The organism is Nocardioides sp. YIM B13467 (assembly GCF_042788075.1).
In the GTDB taxonomy this organism is placed as follows: Bacteria; Actinomycetota; Actinomycetes; order Propionibacteriales; family Nocardioidaceae; genus Nocardioides.
Genome location: NZ_JBHZPJ010000046.1, coordinates 2,533,367 through 2,551,945 on the forward strand (window position 1 = coordinate 2,533,367; position 18,579 = coordinate 2,551,945).

Below are 18,579 nucleotides of genomic sequence, written 5' to 3' on the forward strand. Positions count from 1 at the left end.
CTCCCTCCTCGACCCGAAGGGCTTCACCATGACTGAACGAAACACGACCGAGCCGAACACGATCATCTGGGAGCAGGACGCCGACGGCATCGTCACGCTGACGATGGACGACCCGAACCAGTCTGCGAACACCATGAACGCGGCGTACATCGCCTCGATGAACGCCGCGGTCCAGCGCCTGGTCGCCGAGAAGGAGTCGGTGACGGGTGTCGTCCTCACCTCGGCGAAGAAGACCTTCTTCGCCGGTGGCGACCTCAACGACCTGCTGGCCGCCAAGAAGGAGGACGCCCAACGCGTCTTCGACATGATCACCGAGATCAAGGCGGCCCTGCGCACCCTGGAGACCTTCGGTCGCCCGGTCGTCGCGGCGATCAACGGCGCCGCGCTCGGCGGTGGCCTCGAGATCGCACTGAGCGCCCACCACCGCGTCGCGGCTGACGTGAAGGGAAGCCAGATCGGTCTGCCCGAGGTCGGCCTCGGTCTGTTGCCCGGCGGCGGCGGGGTGGTGCGCACCGTCCGCATGCTCGGTGTCGTCGACGCGTTCGTGAAGGTGCTCGGCCAGGGGCAGCGGCACACCCCGGCGAAGGCCCTCGAGATCGGCCTCATCGACGAGATCGTCCCGGTCGACGGGCTGGTCCCCGCCGCGAAGGCATGGATCAAGGCCAATCCCGACGCCGTACAACCGTGGGACGTCAAGGGCTACAAGATTCCAGGCGGAACGCCGGCCAACCCGGCCTTTGCGGCCAACCTGCCGGCTCTTCCCAGCAACCTGCGCAAGCAGCTCAAGGGCGCCAACTACCCGGCTCCGCGCGCCATCCTGGCAGCGGCAGTCGAGGGCACTCAGGTCGACTTCGACAACGCCCTGGTCATCGAGTCGCGCTACCTGGTCGAGCTGGTGACCGGGCAGGTCGCGAAGAACATGATCAAGGCGTTCTTCTTCGACATGCAGCACATCGCAGCCGGCGGCAGCCGCCCCGAGGGCCATGAGAAGTACGTCGCCAAGAAGGTCGGCATCCTCGGCGCCGGGATGATGGGTGCGGCGATCGCGTTCGTGTGCGCCAAGGGCGGGATGGACGTCGTGCTCAAGGACGTGTCGCTCGAGAACGCCGAGCGCGGCAAGGGCTACTCCAAGGACCTGCTCGACAAGGCGGTCTCGCGGGGCAGGATGAGCCAGGGGAAGGCTGACGAGCTGCTCTCCAAGATCCGCCCGGCAGCCGACCCGAGCGACCTCGCCGGCTGCGACCTCGTGATCGAGGCGGTCTTCGAGAGCGTCGAGCTCAAGCACAAGGTGTTCCGGGAGGTCGAGGACATCGTCGCGCCCGGTGCGGTGCTCGGCTCCAACACCTCCTCGCTGCCGATCACGGGACTGGCCGACGGGGTGAAGAGGCCCGAGGACTTCATCGGCCTGCACTTCTTCAGCCCGGTCGACAAGATGCCGTTGCTCGAGATCATCGCGGGTGACAAGACCAGCGACGAGACGCTCGCCAAGGCGTTCGACATCGCCCAGCAGATCAAGAAGACCCCGATCGTCGTCAACGACAGCCGCGGGTTCTTCACCAGCCGGGTGATCGGCACCTTCCTCAACGAGGCCCACGCGATGGTTGCCGAGGGCATCTCGGCCGCCTCGATCGAGCAAGCCGGTCTGCAGGCGGGCTACCCGGCCGCGCCCCTGAAGCTCTCGGACGAGCTGAACTTCTCGACGATGAGCAAGATCCAGAAGGCCACGCAGAGCGGTCTCGAAGCCGACGGCAAGGGTCACCTCTACTACCACCACCCGGCGTACGACGTCATCGACGCGATGATCGAGAAGCACGGTCGCACCGGCCGTGCGCAGGGCGGCGGCTTCTACGACTACGTCGACGGCAAGGCCACCGGCCTGTGGCCGGGCCTGGCCGAGAACTTTGGCGGAGCCGAAAATGGACAGAGCGGCGGAGCCGAAAATGGACAGAGCGGCGGAGCCGAAAATGGACAGAGCGGCGGAGCCGAAAATGGACAGAGCGGCGGAGCCGAAAATGGACAGAGCGGGGGCACCAAGGAGATCCCGTTCGAGGACATGGTCGAGCGGATGCTTTTCGCGGAGTCCATCGAGACCGTCAAGTGCTTCGACGAGGGCGTGCTGCGCTCGGTCGAGGACGCCAACATCGGCTCGATCCTCGGCATCGGCTTCCCGGCCTGGACCGGCGGCGTCGTGCAGTACATGAACGGCTACGCAGGTGGTCTGCCCGGCTTCGTGAACCGCGCCCGCGACCTCGCCGACAAGTACGGCCCCCAGTTCACGCCGCCGGCATCACTGGTCGCCAAGGCCGAGGCCGGCGAGACGTACTGATCACGGAGCTCCGGATCTCGGCCGGGCCGCACCAACTCGAGACCCACCACTTCAGCAGGAGACGACATGTACCTCACCCAGGGACTGCACCGCGCGATCCAGGCCACCCCGAACAAGACGGCGACGATCTACGGCGAGCGCACCCGGACCTTCGCCGAGCACGGCGACCGGATCGCTCGCTTCGCCGCCGGCCTGCACTCGCTCGGTGTGGTCGCCGACGACCGAGTCGCCATGCTGTCGCTCAACAGCGACCGGTACGCCGAGTACCTGCTCGCCGTCCCGTGGGCCGGAGGCGTGGTCAACCCGATCAACATCCGGTGGAGCCCGGCCGAGATCGCCTACTCGCTCAAGGACTCCGGCACCACGGTTCTGCTGATCGATGACGCCTTCGCTCCGATGGCGCCAGTGCTGACCGCCCAGTGCCCCGAGCTCACCACGCTCGTGCACTGCGGCGACGGCCCGCTCCCGGAGGGCATGGTCTCCTACGAGGCCCTGGTGGCCGAGAACGAGCCCGTCGAGGATGCCCGCCGCTCCGGTGAGGACCTGGCCGGAATCTTCTACACCGGTGGCACGACCGGCTTTCCCAAGGGCGTCATGCTCACCCAGGCCAATCTGACCACGTCGGCGTTGGGCACCGTGGCCAGCGGTGAGCTCCTGGGTCGGGGCGCGATCTTCCTGCACGCGGCGCCGATGTTCCACCTCGCCGACCTCGCGGCGTGGGCCGGACAGGTCGCCCTCGGTGGGACCCACGTGATGGTGCCGTTCTTCGAGCCCGCGGCTGTGCTCGGGGCCGTCCAGGCGCACAAGGTGACCGACGTCCTGCTCGTGCCGACGATGATCCAGATGCTGGTCGACCACCCCGGGCTTCCCGACTACGACCTGTCGTCGTTGAACCGCATGCTCTACGGCGGCTCGGTGATCTCCGAAGGTGTCCTCAAGCGCACCATGGACGCATTCCCGGGTATCAGGATGACCCAGGCGTACGGCATGACCGAGGTCGCACCGGTGGCGACGCTGCTGCTGCCGCAGGACCACCACGACCAGTACCTCCGGTCCGGAGGGCGTGCGGCCCCGCACTCCGAGATCAAGGTCGTCGACGCCGACGGCAAGGACCTCGCGACCGGCGAGGTCGGCGAGATCTGCGTACGCGGCGGGCATGTCATGAAGGGCTACTGGAACAAGCCCGAGGAGACCGCCGCCGTGCTGCGCGACGGCTGGTATCGCACCGGTGACGGTGGCTTCATCGACGAGGAGGGCTTCGTCTACGTCGTCGACCGGATCAAGGACATGATCGTGACGGGTGGCGAGAACGTCTACTCCGCCGAGGTCGAGAGCGCCCTGAGCAAGCACCCCGCCGTCGCAGCGGTGGCCGTCATCGGCCTGCCCGACGAGAAGTTCGGCGAGCGCGTGCATGCCTGCATCGTCCTCGCTGCCGACAAGACGGTCACCGCCGAGGAGCTGCAGGCGCACTCCCGCGGCCTCATCGCCGGCTACAAGACGCCGCGCAGCTTCGACTTCGTCGGTGAGCTGCCGATCAGTGGTGCGGGCAAGGTGCTCAAGCGCGAGCTGCGCGACGGCTACGCCCGATCCACCGACCCGGCCGACGACTTGGCCGGCGCGTGAGCCTCGACTCCCTCTCCCCGGAGGACGGTGCGCTGGTCGCCAGCTTCCCGGTGATGGGCGAGGACGAGGTGCGTGCCGTGGTCGCGACGGCTCGCGCCGCCTCGACGTGGTGGCGTGACTTGGGCTTCGACGGTCGTTCCGCGCGCCTGGCCGCATGGCGCAAGTACATGTGGCGCCGCGTCGACGAGATCGCCGACCTGCTCCACCGCGAGAACGGCAAGCCTCTCGACGACGCCGTGCTCGAGGTCGTGCTCACCGTCGAGCACCTGCACTGGGCGGCCCGGAACGCCGGCAGGGTGTTGCGCTCGCGCAAGGTCAGCCCGGGTCCGCTGTTCTCCAACTACGGTGCCCGCGTCGACTATGACCCGCTCGGTGTCGTTGGTGTGATCGGGCCGTGGAACTACCCCCTCTACGCGCCGAACAGTGCTGTGTCGTTCGCCCTCGCGGCCGGCAACACGGTGGTCCTGAAGCCGAGCGAGTTCACGCCCGCCGTGAGCCGGTGGTACGTCGACGTGTTCGCCGCGGCCAACCCGGACGCGCCCGAGGGCGTGCTGTCGCTGGTCACCGGCTTCGGCGCGACCGGCGCCGCCCTGTGCAACGCCGGCGTCGACAAGATCGGCTTCACCGGGTCGACCCGCACCGGCAAGCGGGTGATGGCCCAGTGCGCCGAGACGCTCACCCCGGTCGTCCTCGAGTGTGGCGGCAAGGACCCGGTGATCGTCGTCGCCGACGCCGATGTCGCCGCAGCGGCCCGGGCCGTTGCGTGGGGCGCCTTCACCAACTCGGGGCAGACCTGCGTCGGTGTCGAGCGGGTCTACGTCGTCGAGGAGGTGGCCGAGGAGTTCGAGTCGGCGCTGCTGCGCGAGCTCGACGAGGTCCGTCCTGGGTCGGACGCGGGCGCCACCTACGGTCCGATGACGATGCCGGCTCAGGTCGACGTCGTACGCCGTCATGTCGCCGATGCCGTCGCGCGCGGAGCGACGTTCCTCAGGGGAGGACCCGAGTCGTTCGGTGACCGGCTGATCGAGCCGATCGTGATCACCGACCTCCCGGAGGACGCGGCCGCGGTGCGCGAGGAGACGTTCGGGCCGACCGTCACGTTGCGCCGGTGCGCCGATGTCGCCGAGGCGATCACCTTGGCCAACGACCACGACTACGCGCTGAGCGCCTCGGTGTTCTCCCATGCCCAGGGCGACGAGATCGCCGATAAGCTGCGCGCCGGCCAGGTCACCGTCAACTCCGTGATCGCCTTCGCCGGCATGGGGGCCGTGCCGATGGGCGGGGTGGGCGCCAGCGGCTTCGGGCGGGTGCACGGCGCTGACGGGCTGCGGGAGTTCGCGCGGCCGCGCGCGGTCGTACGCCAGAAGTTCGCGCTGCCGGGGTTCGAGCTGATCACGCTGCGCAGGGCGGGCCACGTCATGCCGGTGATGAGGAAGGTGCTCAGCGTCCGTCACGGGCGCTGACGGCCGGGCCGCTCAGTGTCGGGTCGCGGCGCGCAGGACCATCGGCACGAGATGCGTACGCGCGAAGTCGCGCAGCTTCTGGTGACTGTCGAGGTCGATCAGAGCCCGGGGCGTGAGCATGTAGGAGTGCACGATGCGCACCAGCAGCTCGGCACTGGCGTCCATGCCGTCGGTCGTCTCGAGGAGGCCGTCCTCGACGGCTTCGCCGAAGAAACCCAGCGTGGCCGTCGTCGCGCCCGTGACCAGTGGGCCACCCTCGGTGGTGAGCTGGAGCAGCACCGTCTCGGGCTCGACCTGCAGCATCCGCGCGAGCATGGCGTTGCCGCGTACCTCCTCCATCATCGAGGTGAATCCGAGCTCGACGCGCTCCTCGATGGTGGCGCCGCGGCGGGCCGTGGCGGTGACCAGCTCGAAGAGGCGGATGGCTTCGCGAGTGACCACGGCCCGGATCACGGCGTCCTTGTTGCCGACCCGACGGTAGATGGTGACCCGGTCGATGCCGGCAGTGCGCGCGATGTCGCCGATGGTCGTGCGCTTGATGCCGAACTCCGCGAACTGCTTCAGCGCGGCATCGAGGATGCGCTGGGTCTCCGGTGACCGCCGTGCGGCTTCGTCAGGGCCGGGGGAGTCGACGACCGCGTTCACGGCACGGCTCAGAGCGTCCTTCATGGCGATGAGCATAACGTGACCACGGCTGAATCATTGCAACAATCAATGTTGCTTTGTTACAGTCGGGTGACCCGTTGACCAGGAAGGGAAGACGATGGCAACCACGCAGCACGAGTACTCAGACGAGGCGCTGGCGATCCACGCCCGCGACGTCTCCTTCGACTGGACGGACGTGCCCACCGAGTACATCCCCGGCCGCCCCTACGCCACGCACTTCTGGAACGTCATGCACCTCGTGCTGCCCGAGGGCGAGCGCGCCATGGCCGACGTGCTCGGTCGCGCGCTGCCGCAGATCGAGGACCCACGCCTGGCCGAGGAGCTCGTCGGCTTCATCGGCCAGGAGGAGACCCATGCCAGCTCGCACGAGTCGTTCCGGATCTACCTGGAGGAGAAGGGCTTCGACATCCCCGAGATCATGCGGCTGATGGAGTTCCTGATGGACCAGGTCTTCGGCGACCACGGCCTGAAGGGCCGCGCCGGCGAGGCCTGGTTCCACGAGCGCCTGGGTATCTACGCCGCCGCCGAACACTTCACGGCCACGGTCGGCGAGTGGTTGCTCGACAACGAGCGGTTCGACGAGATCGGCGTGGACCCGACGATGCTCGACCTGCTGCGCTGGCACGGCGCCGAGGAGATGGAGCACCGCAACGTCGCCTTCGACGTGTTCCAGTACGTCGATGGCAGCTACGCGCGCCGCGTTCGCACCGCACTGCTCGCCTCTGCCGGCCTGCTCGTGCTGTGGCTCTACACGTCGTCCTGGATGTACGCCAACGACCCGTCGGTCACCCGCCCCCGCTGGACCTGGCCGATCGAGTTCGTCAAGGACACCCGCAAGGGCCTCATCCCCGGCCTGAAGTTCATCTTCAAGGAGATCCCGCAATACCTCCGCCCGGGCTTCCATCCCTCCCAGATGGGCCCGATCGACAAGGCCGTGCGCTACCTCGCGCAGTCGCCGGCGGCGAGTGGTCTCTGATGGCTGCGACGTTGACGCCGCAGCGATCCGGCGAGCCCTCAACCAGACTCCGGGCCCTGGCCAGAGGGGCTCAGGCCTACTCCGCCCTGTTCGCGGCCAGCCCCGCGGCGCCCTACCTCTCGAGATCGCGGCCCGTGCGCCGCACCGGGTTCGATCTCGACCTCGTTGTCGAGTCGACCGCGCGCGAGGTCGATGACGTGGTCAGCTTCACGTTGCGCCGCCCAGGCGGCGGTCCACTGCCGGCCTGGGTGCCTGGTGCCCATCTCGATGTCTTCCTGCCTTCGGGAACCCAGCGGCAGTACTCCCTCTGCGGCGACCCGTCCGACCTCACCAGCTACCGCATCGCCGTACGCCGCATCGACGACGGTGGTGGCGGCTCGCTGGCCATGCACCGCGAGATCTCGCAGGGCGACCTGCTGACGGTGCGCGGGCCGCGGAACGCGTTCCCGTTCATCGACGTCGAGTCCTACCTGTTCGTCGCGGGCGGCATCGGCATCACCCCGATCCTGCCGATGGTGCGCGAGGCCGCACGTCGTGGCGCCCGCTGGACGATGGTGTACCTCGGTCGCTCGCTCGCCACGATGCCCTTCGTCTCCGAGCTGCAGGCGCTCGAGGGTGGCCGGCTCGAGCTCCGGCCCGACGACGAGTTCGGCGTCTCCGATGCGGCAGATCTGCTGGGTCGGGCCGAGGAGGGTGCCGCGATCTACGTGTGCGGTCCTCCGGCGCTGATCGATGCCGCCCGTGCCCTGCAACCGACGCTGAACCCGACCGGCTCCCTGCACAGCGAGCGGTTCTCCGCGCCGCCCGTCGTGGGTGGTCGCGCGTTCGAGGTGCACCTCGCGCGCACGGGCGTGACGGTGGCCGTCGGCGCCGACGAGTCCGCGCTGGCCGCGATCCGCCGCAAGGTCCCGGGCGTCCGCTACTCGTGCCAGCAGGGCTTCTGCGGCTCGTGCAAGCACGCCGTCCTCGAGGGCGACGTCGAGCACCGGGACACCAAGCTGCGGCCCTCGGAGCGCGACGACTCCATGCTGATCTGCGTCTCGCGCGCCGCCGGCGACAGCCTCACCATCGACCTGTGACCCGGAGGATCTGAGATGAGCCAGCACGTGAGGATCGCCGTCATCGGCGCGGGCTTCGGAGGCCTGGGCACCGCCATTCGCCTGAAGCAGGAAGGCATCGACGACTTCGTCGTGCTCGAACGCGCCGACGCGGTCGGCGGCACCTGGCAGATCAACGACTACCCGGGCGCCCAGTGCGACGTACCGTCGCTGATCTACTCCTACTCCTTCGCGCCCAACCCCGACTGGAGCCGGCTCTACCCGCTGCAGTCCGAGCTGAAGGACTACATGCACAGGTGCGCGGTCGAGCACGACGTGCTGCCGCACGTGCGCTTCCGCACCGAGGTGACCGACGCCTCGTGGGACGACCACGCGCAGCTGTGGCGCATCGCCACCAGCGGTGCCCGACATCCCCGGCCTCGACACGTTCGCCGGCACCGTGTTCCACTCCCAGGGCTGGAACCATGACCACGACCTGCGCGGTGAGAGGGTCGGTGTGATCGGCACCGGCGCCTCCGCGGTGCAGTTCATCCCTCGGGTGCAGCCGGAGGTCGGCCACCTGACCGTCTTCCAGCGCACGCCCACGTGGATCCTGCCGCACCCCGATCGACCGGTCGGCGCGGTGACCCGCGCGCTCTACCGCCGCGTGCCGGGCGCACAGAAGGCGGCACGCAAGGCATGGGAGCTCACCTTCGAGGCGCTGGTGCCGGGGTTCATCCATGAGCCGAGGCTGCAGAAGCCGCTCGAGCTGATGGGGCGTGCGTTGCTCAGGAGACAGGTCAGGGACCCTGAGCTTCGCAGGAGGCTGACGCCGACGTACGCCGTGGGCTGCAAGCGGCCGACCTTCTCCAACGCCTACTACCCGGCGCTCACGGCCGACAATGCCACCGTGGTCACCGACGGCATCGTCGAGATCACCGAGCGCGGCGTCGTGACCGCCGACGGCACCGAGCACGAGCTCGACACGATCATCCTCGGCACCGGCTTCCGGATGACGGACCACCCGGGTTTCGACCTGATCCACGGCCGCGGCGGTGCCAGCATCGGCGACGTATGGCGGGACGGGGAGATGGCCGCCTACCTCGGCACGGCGGTGCACGACTTCCCGAACCTCTTCCTGATCCTCGGTCCAAACTCTGGCGTCTACACCTCGGCGGTGATCACCATCGAGGACCAGGTGCACTACATCATCGAGGCGCTCGGCGAGATGGCGAAGGCTGGTCTGGCCTCGCTCGAGGTGACCGCCGAGGCCCAGGACGAGTTCCTCGAGTGGGTCGACAAGGGGTTGAGCAGGTCGGTCTTCCTCACCGGCGGCTGCCGCAGCTACTACCTGAGCTCGACCGGCCGGAACTTCACCCACTACCCGGGCTTCTCGGCGGGCTTCCGCGCCCGTACCAGCAAGGTCGACCTCGGCCACTACGCCGTTCGACGCGTCGTGAAGGAGGGGATCCGGGCATGAGCGGCTGGTTCGGCAAGAAGTACGACGTACGCGACCGGGTCGTGATGGTCACCGGAGCCGGGCAGGGCATCGGCCTGGCTTTGGCCCGGCGGTTGCACGACCAGGGCGCCCGGCTGGCGCTGGTCGACCTGAACGAGTCGGGGCTCGAGGTGGTCGCATCCAGCCTCGGCGCCGAGCGTGTCCTCACCGTCGTCGCCGACGTCACCGACCGTGCCGCCATGGCCGGCGTCGTGGCTCGGACCCTCGAGCGCTACGGGCAGCTCGATGTCGTGGTGGCCAACGCCGGGGTGACGCCTCCGCCGGCCACGATCCGCACGATGGACCTGGCCGACTACGACCGGGTGGTCGCGATCAACCAGACCGGTGTGCTCAACACCGTGCAGCCTGCGCTGGACGCGGTGATCGCGGCGAAGGGGCACGTCGTCGTGGTGGCCTCCTGTGCCGCCTTCTCGCCCGGGGTCGGCGGCGTCGGCTACATGTCGAGCAAGGCCGCCGCCGAGCAGATCGGCCGGGCCCTCAAGCTCGAGCTGGCGCCCCACGGGGCGAGTGCGGGCGTCGCCTACTTCGGCTTCGTCGACACACCCTTGGCCACCGCAACCCTCGACGACGACCCCGTCGGACGCCGCCTCGACGAGCTGCTCGGCTGGCCCCTGAACCACCGCATCTCCGCGGACGCCGCGGCCGAGTCGATCGCCGACGGGATCTCCGAACGGGCAGGCGCCACCGTCGCCCCTGCCCGGTGGGTTCCCTACTCCCTGCTCCGCGGCGTGCTCAACGCCGGCGCCGACCGGGTGCTGGCCCGCGACCGCCGGGTGCACGAGATGGTGCGCGACCTCGAGGCCCGTGCGGAGACACGGGGGTGATCCGCTACCTGAAGCTGCTCGGTCCGAGCGCGACGAGTCGTGTGCTGGTGGCCGGTGCCCGGCTCGCGGTGCGTCCACAGATCGACCGCCTGCGCCTCGAAGGACTGCAGCTGCGCTATCTGCGCGGTGTGATCGCGGCCGGTGGTGTCCTGGCCGGCTGGCCGACCACGGCACGAGCCGAGCAGGTCCGGACCACGCGCTTCGAGGGTGAGTGGGTGCGCGCCCGCAACGCCGAGGCCGGCGACGACGGCGTGATCATCTACTTCCATGGTGGGGGCTACGTGGCGTCCTCCCCGCGGTCCTACCGGTGTGTCACCGGTCCGCTCTCAGCACTCAGTGCTCTACCGGTGCTGGCGGTCGGTTATCGGCGCGCCCCCGAGCACGTCTATCCCGCCGCGCTGGACGACGCCGTGGCGGCGTACGACTGGCTGTTGGCGCAGGGCCACCCGCCGGAGCGGATCGTGGTGGCGGGCGACTCGGCCGGCGGCCACCTCGCCCTCGGCCTGCTGACCACGCTCGCCCGGTGTGGACGCGACCTGCCCGCAGGCGTGACGCTCTTCTCGCCGCTGCTCGACCCGGCGCTGACCGAGGCGGTACGCCGCGATGCCCGGCACCACGACCCGGTCCTGACACCTACGTTCGCGGCGCGGTGTGCGGAGGCCTTCCATCCTGGTGGCGACTTCCACGATCCGTGCCTGTCACCACTCACCGTGAAGATCGGGCTCTTGCGTACCTTCCCGCCGATCCAGACCCACGTCGGGGGCACGGAGTGCTTCGCCGGAGACTCCGAGCGGCTGCATGAGCGGCTCACCCGCGCCGGCGTGCCCAACAAGCTGATCGTCTCGCGGGGCCAGATCCACTCCTACGTCACGATGTATCGCCTGGTTCCCGAAGCCCGCCGAGCGGTTCGCCGCGCCGCGACGTTCCTACGATCCTGTATCGACGAAGATGTCGTCGTCCCCTCCTCGAGCTCACAAAGGTTGGCCACATGACCCGCTGGTACCCCCTCGATCCCGCCGACGACGACTTCCTGCGGACCGCACGCACGGTCACGACCAAGGTGCTCGATGTCGACGTGCCGGTCGAGACGTTGTGGGAGGCGCTGGCCGCAGACGACGCCGTGGTTTCGTGGGGGCCTGGGGCCACGAAGACGCGATGGGTCGGCCCGCGACCGTACGGCGTCGGTACGGTGCGAGAGGTCACCATGGGCGGTGTGGCGACGGTGCGGGAGAAGTTCTACCGCTGGGACGAGAACGAGCGGATGACCTTCGCGGTCGCCGAGTCGAACCGCCCCGGCATCCGCCGCTTCGCGGAGGACTACGTCGTCGAGTCGACGCCGACGGGCTCCCGGCTGACCTGGACCGTCGCTCTCGAGGTGGCGAAGGGATCTGGGCCCACTGCCCCCATCGTCCGGGCTGTGCTCTCGCTCGCGGTCGGCTCGATGACCAACGGGCTGAGGAAGAGGCTCGAGCGCAGCTGAGGGTCAGGTCCAGGGGTTGTCCCAGCGGCCGTCGGCCTGGGCGGCCTCGACCTCCGCCAGACCGGCGGGCCGCATCCGGCCCTCGGCGGTGAGGCGCTCGACCTTGGAGATGTTGAGCCGGGACCACTTCGAACCCGGGCGCCGGCGGGTGTAGCGCTGCAGGTAGGTCTCCTCATCGCCTCGGCGACGTACGGCCGAGATCCAGCCGAAGCAGAGGCCGACATCGACCAGCTCGTCGGAGGTGAGGGAGGCCGGCTCGAACCCCTTGCGGGTCAGGCGCAGCCACACGGCACGTGTCTCGGGGGCGGCCGTCTCGAAGTACGCCTCGACCTCGGCCACGGTCGGCCGGTCCAGCACCGGCTCGCCGTCGATGGTCTCCACGCGGCCAATCTAGTGGCTGGCCGCGTGGAGACCTTGCCGGCTAGCCGGTGAAGGGTGTCGCGAGGCGGGGTGCGGCGTCGGCCGAGCAGTGGTAGTCGCGCAACGGCCGCTCACCCGTGGTCAGATAGGTCGTCACCACGTGGTTCGCGCAGCGGTTCCTGCCGCCCGGGTAGACGCCGTGGCCGCTCTGGTCGGCGGTCACCATGGTGGCCCGCTTGCCCAATGCCGCCCGCATCTTCCGCGCACCCTCGAGCGGCGTCGCCGGGTCGCGAAGGTTCTGCACCATCAGTACGTTGGACGGACCCTGATCGGTGATCCGGACCAGCGGTTCGGCGGGATCCGGCCAGTACGCGCACGGCGTGATGTTGGCTCCGGCGGCACCGAACAGCGGGTATCTGATCCGGTCGAACGCGACGTTGCGCTGGTACGTCGCGACCGACGACGGCCAGCGCGCGTCGTTGCAGATCATGTAGTAGCGACCGGAGATGAGGTTGTCCACGTCGGTCACGGCGCCGCCTCCGGGCAGGGGTGGTGGCGGCTGGTTCGCGTCGACCGCCTGCCAGATGTCCGCCAGCAGCGGCAGCTGGGTCGGGCCGTACAGCAGACCGAAGTTGATCAGCCGGAACGCGACGTGATCGAAGGGGCCGTCGGGCGTCGGGATCGGCTTCTTCTCCAGCCGCTCGGCGAGCTCGAAGTACTTCGCGCGTACCTGCGCCGGTGTCTTGCCCAGGCCGTACTCGCGGTGGTTCGCCGCAGCGAACTTCGCGAAGGCCGGGAAGGTCTCCTCGACGCCCTGCGACCACAGCCGGTCGCTCGCGTAGTCCCAGCCACCCGGGCCCAGGTTGCTGTCGAGCACGATCCGGTCGCTGCGCTGCGGGAACAGGGTGGTGTAGACCGCACCCAGGTGGGTTCCCCAGGAGGCGCCGGCGTACGACAGCTTCGACTCGCCCAGCGCGGCCCGGATCCGGTCCATGTCACGTGCGGTGTTGGCCGGGCTGACGTGCGGCAGCATCCAGGATGTCTTGGACGTCTCGCACTGCTGGGCGATCTGCTTGCTCATGGCCGCCCGCTCGGTCACGTCGGCGGCGTCGAGCGCGTACGGCGGGATGTTCCCGGTCAGCTGCTGCTCCGCGGTGAGGTCGCACGTCACCGGCGTGCTGCGACCGATCCCGCGCGGGTCGAAGCCGACCACGTCGTAGCTGTCCAGGACGCTCTGCGGGAGCCCGGTCGCGACGAGCATCGCCGGGTAGCCCTCGCCCGCGGAGGGACCGCCTGGGTTGGTCACCAGGATGCCGCGTCGCTTGCCGGGGTTCGTGCTCGCCAGCCGTGAGACCGCGATATCGATCGTCGGGCCGTCAGCGGCGCCGTAGTCCAGGGGGACCTTCAGGGTCCCGCACTGCATCCCCTTCGGGATCGGCACCGGAGAGATCTCGGCGGGGCACTTGCCCCACTCGATGGTGTCCGGTGGCGCGGCCTGTGCCGCGGCCGGACCTGCCAGCGAGACCCCTGGGACCAGTGTGGCCGCCAGCGAGACGACGGCGACGGTCAGCGGTACTGAGATGCGTTTCATTCTTCCTCCCGAGGATGGTGCTTTGACGGTTTCAGTCTTCGCTGATCGGACGTCGGGAACATCCGGCCGAAGACCATTTGCGGGGTGGCCGAAAGGACTATTGACCGGTGGGGAAAGTAGTAGTCAGCGACGACGGTTGGCGGTTGGCCCGCGATCGGCGAGGATGTCTCCGTGATCGACGAGCGCCCCATCAAGACATGGCTGACCGACATGGACGGTGTCCTCGTGCGTGAGGAGGAGCCGATCCCCGGCGCCGCCGAGTTCCTGGCGAAGCTCACCGAGGCATCGGTGCCGTTCATGGTGCTGACCAACAACTCGATCTACACCCCGCGGGACCTCCGGGTCCGGCTGCTCCGGTCCGGCCTCGACGTCCCGGAGAAGTCGATCTGGACCTCGGCGCTCGCGACCGCGCAGTTCCTCGCCGACCAGCGGCCGGAGGGCTCCGCGTACGTCGTGGGCGAGGCCGGTCTGACGACCGCCCTGCACGCGGTCGGCTACGTGATGACGGAGAACGACCCCGACTACGTGGTGCTCGGCGAGACCCGCACCTACTCGTTCGAGGCGATCACCCGGGCGATCCGGCTGATCGAGGGCGGCGCGCGGTTCATCGCCACCAACCCCGACCCGAGCGGGCCGAGCCCGCAGGGCACGCTGCCCGCGACCGGCTCCGTCGCCGCGCTGATCAGCGCCGCGACCAACCGGGCGCCCTACTTCATCGGCAAGCCGAACCCGCTGATGATGCGCAGTGCCCTCAACCAGCTCGAGGCCCACTCCGAGACGACCGTGATGATCGGCGACCGGATGGACACCGACATCATCAGCGGCCTCGAGGCCGGGATGCGCACCATCCTCGTCGAGACCGGGTCGACCAGGCCCGAGCAGGTCGAGACCTTCCCGTTCCGGCCGACCCGGGTGGTCGCCTCCATCGCCGACGTACTGCCGCTGCTCGAGGCTCAGTAGGGGAGCGGGCCGTGGCCCGACACGTACGTCCCGGTCGGGCCGTCCGGGCCGAGCTGCGCCATCCGGACGATGATCTCGGCCCCTTCCTGGACGGTCTGGGTGCCGGTGTGGCCGTTGAGGTCGGTGTCGGTGAAGCCGGGTTCGACCGCGTTGATCCGGATGGTCGGGTAGGCCTTGGCGAGCTGGATGGAGGCGGCGTTGACGGCGGCCTTGGACGCCGGGTAGCTCAGACCTCGGTAGAAGTAGGTGAAGCCGTCGGGATCGCTCAGCATGCTCAGTGACGCGAGCCCGCTGGAGACGTTGACGATGACGGGCGCCGGCGACTTCAACAGCAGCGGCACGAAGGCCTGGGTCACCCGGATCCCACCGAACAGGTTGGTCTCGAAAGTGGCACGTACGTCCTCGACGCTCTCCTCGGCTGCGGTGGGGATGGCGTTGTCGGCCAGTCGCGGCTCGACGCCGGCGTTGTTGACGAGTACGTCCAGGTCGCCGTCGGCGGCGATCCGCTCGGCAGCGGCGGTGACGGAGGCGTCGTCGGTGACGTCGATGCGTACGAACCGGGCGCCGAGCTCGGCGGCCGCGGTCCGGCCTCGGGCCTCGTCACGGGCTCCGATGTAGACGGTGTGCCCCGCGGCGAGAAGGCGGCGGGCGGTCTCCTTGCCGAGGCCCTTGTTGGCCCCGGTGATCAGTGTGGTGGTCATGCCTCCAGGCTGCGCCGGCGACGCTGGCTCAGGAAGCGGTCCGGTTTTCGTAGGACTGGCGGGGCCAGGACATCGGCTCCGCCATGTCGGAGACTGGTCAGGTGGAGTCATCGGAGTTCGGCCGGATGCTGCGACACCGGCGTGATCGCGTGGAGCCCGCCTCGGTCGGACTGCCTGAGGGTGGCCGTCGCCGAGCCTCCGGGCTGCGGCGCGAGGAGGTCGCGCACCTGGCGGGTATCTCGGTCGACTACCTGACCCGGCTCGAGCAGGGCCGAGCGACCTCGCCGTCGGCGCAGGTGGTCGAGGCGCTCGCCCGGGCGCTCCGGCTCCCGGACGCGGACCGCGACGTGCTGTTCCGTCTCGCCGGACACGTCACGCCCGGGAGAGAGGTGATCTCCTCGCGGGTCTCGCCGAGCGTGCAGCGGCTCCTCGACCGCCTGGCGCACACCCCGGTCGTGGTCTACGACGCCGCGTGGAACCTGGTGATCGCCAACGACGCGTACGACGCGCTGATGGGGGAGACGACGACCTGGCGCGGCCGCGAGCGCAACGCGGTGTGGCGCAACATCGTCCTGGAGAGCAGCCGAGCCCTCTCCACCCGGGCGGAGACGGAGGCGCTGCAGGCGGGTCTGGTCGCCGACCTGCGCCTCACCGCTGCCCGCTACCCCGGGGACCAGCCGCTGCGTCGGCTCATCGCCGACCTGCGCGCAGCCAGCCGGCGCTTCGCCGACCTGTGGGAGAGCGCGGACCCGTCCCGTCACCACGAACCGGCGCGACACAAGATCATCGACCACCCGACCGTCGGCCGGATCGCGCTCGACTGCGACACCCTGACCGTCGCCGTCGAGGACCTGCGGATCATGGTCTACACCGCCGAGCCCGGCACCGAGGACGCCGAGCGTCTCGCATTGGCGACGGTCGTCGGCAACCAGGCGCTCGGCTGATCCTCGGGCGGGGCCCGATTCGTTGGGTTGTGTAAGGAAAACCCCCTCAGGGCCTCTTCGCATAGACGCGACTGTGTCGACCGTCACATAGTCGGGCGTCCGGGTGACCCAACCCGGAGAAGACCGAGGAGTTACAACTGATGACTGTCATCGATGACAAGTCCGCAGGGGCCGTCCCTCGCTGGCGCTTGATCGGACCCGGCCTGGTCGTCGCCGCGACCGGTGTCGGCGCTGCCGACCTAGTGGCCACCATGATCGCGGGCAGCAAGTACGGCTATGCGCTGCTCTGGGCCGTCGTGCTCGGGTGCCTGATGAAGGTCGTGCTCGTGGAGGGCGCCGGCCGCTACAGCCTGGCGACCGGACGCACGATCTACGAGGGCTGGAGCAGCCTGGGCCGCTGGACCCACGCCTACTTCGGGCCGTATCTCGTCATCTGGGGCTTCGTGTACGGCGCTGCGGCCATGTCCGGCACCGGGCTCGCCGCCCACGCCCTGGTGCCGGTGCTGTCGGTGAAGGCCTGGGGCATCATCGCCGGGATCTTCGGCCTCGCGCTGGTCTGGACCGGCCGCTACGGGCTGTTCGAGAAGGCCCTCAGCATCATGGTGCTGCTGATGTTCATCTCGATGGTCGCCGCTGCGGCGCTCACGGTGCCGAACCTGCCCGAACTCGCCGCCGGCCTGGTGCCTCGGATTCCGGACGGGTCGCTGCTCAACATCCTGAGCGTCGCCGGCGGTGTCGGCGGGACGATCACGCTCGCCGCCTACGGCTACTGGCTGCGTGAGAAGGGCTGGGCGACCCCGGCGTACATGCGGGTGATGCGCATCGACAACTCGGTCGCGTACATCGTGACCGGAATCTTCGTCGTCTCCACGCTCATCGTCGGGGCCGAGCTGCTGTATTCGGCCGGCATCGCGGTCGACACCGGCGACAAGGGGATGCTCGATATCGGGAACGTTCTCGAGGATCGGTACGGCCCGGCCGCCGGAACGATCTTCCTGATCGGCTTCCTCTCCGCCGCGCTGAGCTCGCTGGTGGGGGTGTGGCACGGGGTCAGCCTGATGTTCGCCGACTTCGCCGGTCACGTGCGGAAGGCCCCCGAGGACGCGCCCGAGCGGATGGCCGGCGGCATCTGGTACCGCGCGTACATCCTGTGGTTGACGTTCCCGCCGATCATCGCCCTGTTCCTGGACCAGCCGGTCTATCTGATCCTCGCCTACGGTGTGCTCGGGGCGCTCTTCATGCCGTTCCTCGCCATCACGCTCCTGTGGATCCTCAACACCGACCGGGTGCCGCGTGAATGGCGCAACCGGATCTCCTCGAACGTGGTGATGGGCCTGTGCGCACTCGCCTTCTTGGCACTGGCAGTGCATCAGGTCCGCGTGGTCATCACCGGCGCGCTCTGATCACCGCACCACGTTAGGTTTGCTCCGTGCGGATTCTGGTGGTCGAGGACGACCCGAGCGTTGCGGAGGCGTTGGTGGACGCCTTCCAGGACGTGGGGTGGACCACGACGCACTGCAGCCGCGGCGACGACGGCCTGCACCAGATCGCCGGAGCCGACCTGGTGGTGCTCGATCTCGGCCTGCCGGACATGGATGGACTCGACTTCCTGCGTACGGTGCGGCGGGTCTCGACGGTTCCGGTGCTCGTGCTCACGGCCCGTGACAGTGACGGGTCTGTCGTCCTCGGCCTGCGTGCCGGCGCCGACGACTACCTGGTGAAGCCGGTCGGCAGGGCGGTGCTGCTCGCGCGTGTCCACGCGCTGGTTCGGCGGAGCCGGATGGCCTCCGCCGAACCGCGGCCGGCCGAGCGTGTGGTCACGTTGGGCGAGCTGAGCGTCGACGTCGCCGCGCGCACCGTTCACCGTGGTGGGTCCCCGGTCTCGGTGACCGCGACGGAGTTCGACCTGCTGGCCGCGCTGATCGCTCGCACCGGCGAGGCGGTGAGTCGCGACGAGCTGCTGCTCCAGGTGTGGGGTACGCCGGCGGTCGGCAAGTCGCGGTCGCTGGACTTCTTCGTGACCGCGCTTCGCAGCAAGCTGGGTCGGGACCTGCCGCTGCACACGGTGCGCGGCTACGGGTTCCGGCTCGGCTGATCGAGAAGGGCGGA

At 69.3% G+C, this 18,579-nt stretch carries 18 protein-coding genes; 14 read left to right on the forward strand and 4 right to left on the reverse strand.

Annotated elements, in window-relative coordinates; translation table 11 throughout:
• The first annotated feature begins 28 nt into the window (after positions 1-28).
• From ACFX43_RS19230 to ACFX43_RS19240, 3 genes are all read left to right on the forward strand, one after another.
• Complete coding sequence (locus ACFX43_RS19230; protein ID WP_378832503.1) at positions 29-2,326, forward strand: 3-hydroxyacyl-CoA dehydrogenase NAD-binding domain-containing protein; 2,298 nt, start codon at positions 29-31, stop codon at positions 2,324-2,326.
• Positions 2,327-2,392: 66 nt separating this feature from the next.
• Positions 2,393-3,949 carry a long-chain fatty acid--CoA ligase gene (locus tag ACFX43_RS19235; protein ID WP_378832508.1) on the forward strand — a complete coding sequence of 519 codons (1,557 nt, stop codon included), beginning with the start codon at positions 2,393-2,395 and terminating at the stop codon, positions 3,947-3,949.
• Positions 3,946-5,412: an aldehyde dehydrogenase family protein gene (locus tag ACFX43_RS19240; protein ID WP_378832511.1), complete on the forward strand. Its 1,467-nt coding sequence runs from the start codon at positions 3,946-3,948 to the stop codon at positions 5,410-5,412. The genes ACFX43_RS19235 and ACFX43_RS19240 overlap by 4 nt, the downstream gene beginning before the upstream one ends.
• 12 nt (positions 5,413-5,424) lie before the next feature.
• Here the strand turns inward: ACFX43_RS19240 and ACFX43_RS19245 are convergent, their stop codons facing one another.
• Complete coding sequence (locus tag ACFX43_RS19245; protein WP_378832516.1) at positions 5,425-6,081, reverse strand: TetR/AcrR family transcriptional regulator; 657 nt, start codon at positions 6,079-6,081, stop codon at positions 5,425-5,427.
• Between the two features lie 94 nt (positions 6,082-6,175).
• On the opposite strand from ACFX43_RS19245, the gene ACFX43_RS19250 reads away from it, so the two are divergent.
• From ACFX43_RS19250 to ACFX43_RS19280, 7 genes are read left to right on the forward strand one after another with little or no spacing between them, the layout of a single operon-like run.
• Positions 6,176-7,054: a metal-dependent hydrolase gene (locus tag ACFX43_RS19250; protein ID WP_378832519.1), complete on the forward strand. Its 879-nt coding sequence runs from the start codon at positions 6,176-6,178 to the stop codon at positions 7,052-7,054.
• Complete coding sequence (locus ACFX43_RS19255) at positions 7,054-8,133, forward strand: PDR/VanB family oxidoreductase (protein ID WP_378832523.1); 1,080 nt, start codon at positions 7,054-7,056, stop codon at positions 8,131-8,133. The genes ACFX43_RS19250 and ACFX43_RS19255 overlap by 1 nt, the downstream gene beginning before the upstream one ends.
• A 15-nt stretch (positions 8,134-8,148) precedes the next feature.
• Positions 8,149-8,580: a flavin-containing monooxygenase gene (locus tag ACFX43_RS19260; RefSeq protein WP_378832527.1), complete on the forward strand. Its 432-nt coding sequence runs from the start codon at positions 8,149-8,151 to the stop codon at positions 8,578-8,580.
• Positions 8,513-9,571, forward strand: a complete 1,059-nt coding sequence (locus tag ACFX43_RS19265; protein ID WP_378832534.1) for a flavin-containing monooxygenase — start codon at positions 8,513-8,515, stop codon at positions 9,569-9,571. The genes ACFX43_RS19260 and ACFX43_RS19265 overlap by 68 nt, the downstream gene beginning before the upstream one ends.
• On the forward strand, positions 9,568-10,434 hold the full coding sequence (locus ACFX43_RS19270) for a short-chain dehydrogenase/reductase (RefSeq protein ID WP_378832541.1): 867 nt from the start codon (positions 9,568-9,570) through the stop codon (positions 10,432-10,434). The genes ACFX43_RS19265 and ACFX43_RS19270 overlap by 4 nt, the downstream gene beginning before the upstream one ends.
• Complete coding sequence (locus tag ACFX43_RS19275; RefSeq protein ID WP_378832548.1) at positions 10,431-11,426, forward strand: alpha/beta hydrolase; 996 nt, start codon at positions 10,431-10,433, stop codon at positions 11,424-11,426. The genes ACFX43_RS19270 and ACFX43_RS19275 overlap by 4 nt, the downstream gene beginning before the upstream one ends.
• Positions 11,423-11,914, forward strand: coding sequence for an SRPBCC family protein (locus ACFX43_RS19280; RefSeq protein WP_378832555.1), 492 nt, complete (start codon positions 11,423-11,425; stop codon positions 11,912-11,914). Before ACFX43_RS19275 ends, ACFX43_RS19280 begins: the two co-directional genes overlap by 4 nt.
• Positions 11,915-11,917: 3 nt before the next feature.
• Here the strand turns inward: ACFX43_RS19280 and ACFX43_RS19285 are convergent, their stop codons facing one another.
• Together ACFX43_RS19285 and ACFX43_RS19290 are read right to left on the reverse strand one after the other, a co-directional pair.
• On the reverse strand, positions 11,918-12,295 hold the full coding sequence (locus tag ACFX43_RS19285; RefSeq protein WP_378832558.1) for a YdeI family protein: 378 nt from the start codon (positions 12,293-12,295) through the stop codon (positions 11,918-11,920).
• Between the two features lie 40 nt (positions 12,296-12,335).
• Complete coding sequence (locus tag ACFX43_RS19290; protein ID WP_378832565.1) at positions 12,336-13,865, reverse strand: alpha/beta hydrolase; 1,530 nt, start codon at positions 13,863-13,865, stop codon at positions 12,336-12,338.
• Between the two features lie 171 nt (positions 13,866-14,036).
• Here ACFX43_RS19290 and ACFX43_RS19295 point away from each other — a divergent pair, with 171 nt between their 5' ends.
• On the forward strand, positions 14,037-14,825 hold the full coding sequence (locus tag ACFX43_RS19295) for an HAD-IIA family hydrolase (RefSeq protein ID WP_378832570.1): 789 nt from the start codon (positions 14,037-14,039) through the stop codon (positions 14,823-14,825).
• Here the strand turns inward: ACFX43_RS19295 and ACFX43_RS19300 are convergent.
• Positions 14,819-15,526 (reverse strand): SDR family NAD(P)-dependent oxidoreductase, encoded by a 708-nt coding sequence (locus tag ACFX43_RS19300; protein ID WP_378832580.1) that lies wholly within the window; start codon positions 15,524-15,526, stop codon positions 14,819-14,821. The two genes, ACFX43_RS19295 and ACFX43_RS19300, sit on opposite strands and share 7 nt — an antisense overlap.
• A 101-nt stretch (positions 15,527-15,627) precedes the next feature.
• On the opposite strand from ACFX43_RS19300, the gene ACFX43_RS19305 reads away from it, so the two are divergent.
• From ACFX43_RS19305 to ACFX43_RS19315, 3 genes are all read left to right on the forward strand, one after another.
• Positions 15,628-16,470 carry a helix-turn-helix transcriptional regulator gene (locus tag ACFX43_RS19305; RefSeq protein WP_378832588.1) on the forward strand — a complete coding sequence of 281 codons (843 nt, stop codon included), beginning with the start codon at positions 15,628-15,630 and terminating at the stop codon, positions 16,468-16,470.
• 140 nt (positions 16,471-16,610) lie between these two features.
• Positions 16,611-17,873 (forward strand): Nramp family divalent metal transporter, encoded by a 1,263-nt coding sequence (locus tag ACFX43_RS19310; protein ID WP_378832594.1) that lies wholly within the window; start codon positions 16,611-16,613, stop codon positions 17,871-17,873.
• A gap of 26 nt (positions 17,874-17,899) precedes the next feature.
• Complete coding sequence (locus tag ACFX43_RS19315; protein ID WP_378832605.1) at positions 17,900-18,565, forward strand: response regulator transcription factor; 666 nt, start codon at positions 17,900-17,902, stop codon at positions 18,563-18,565.
• Positions 18,566-18,579: the final 14 nt, after the last annotated feature.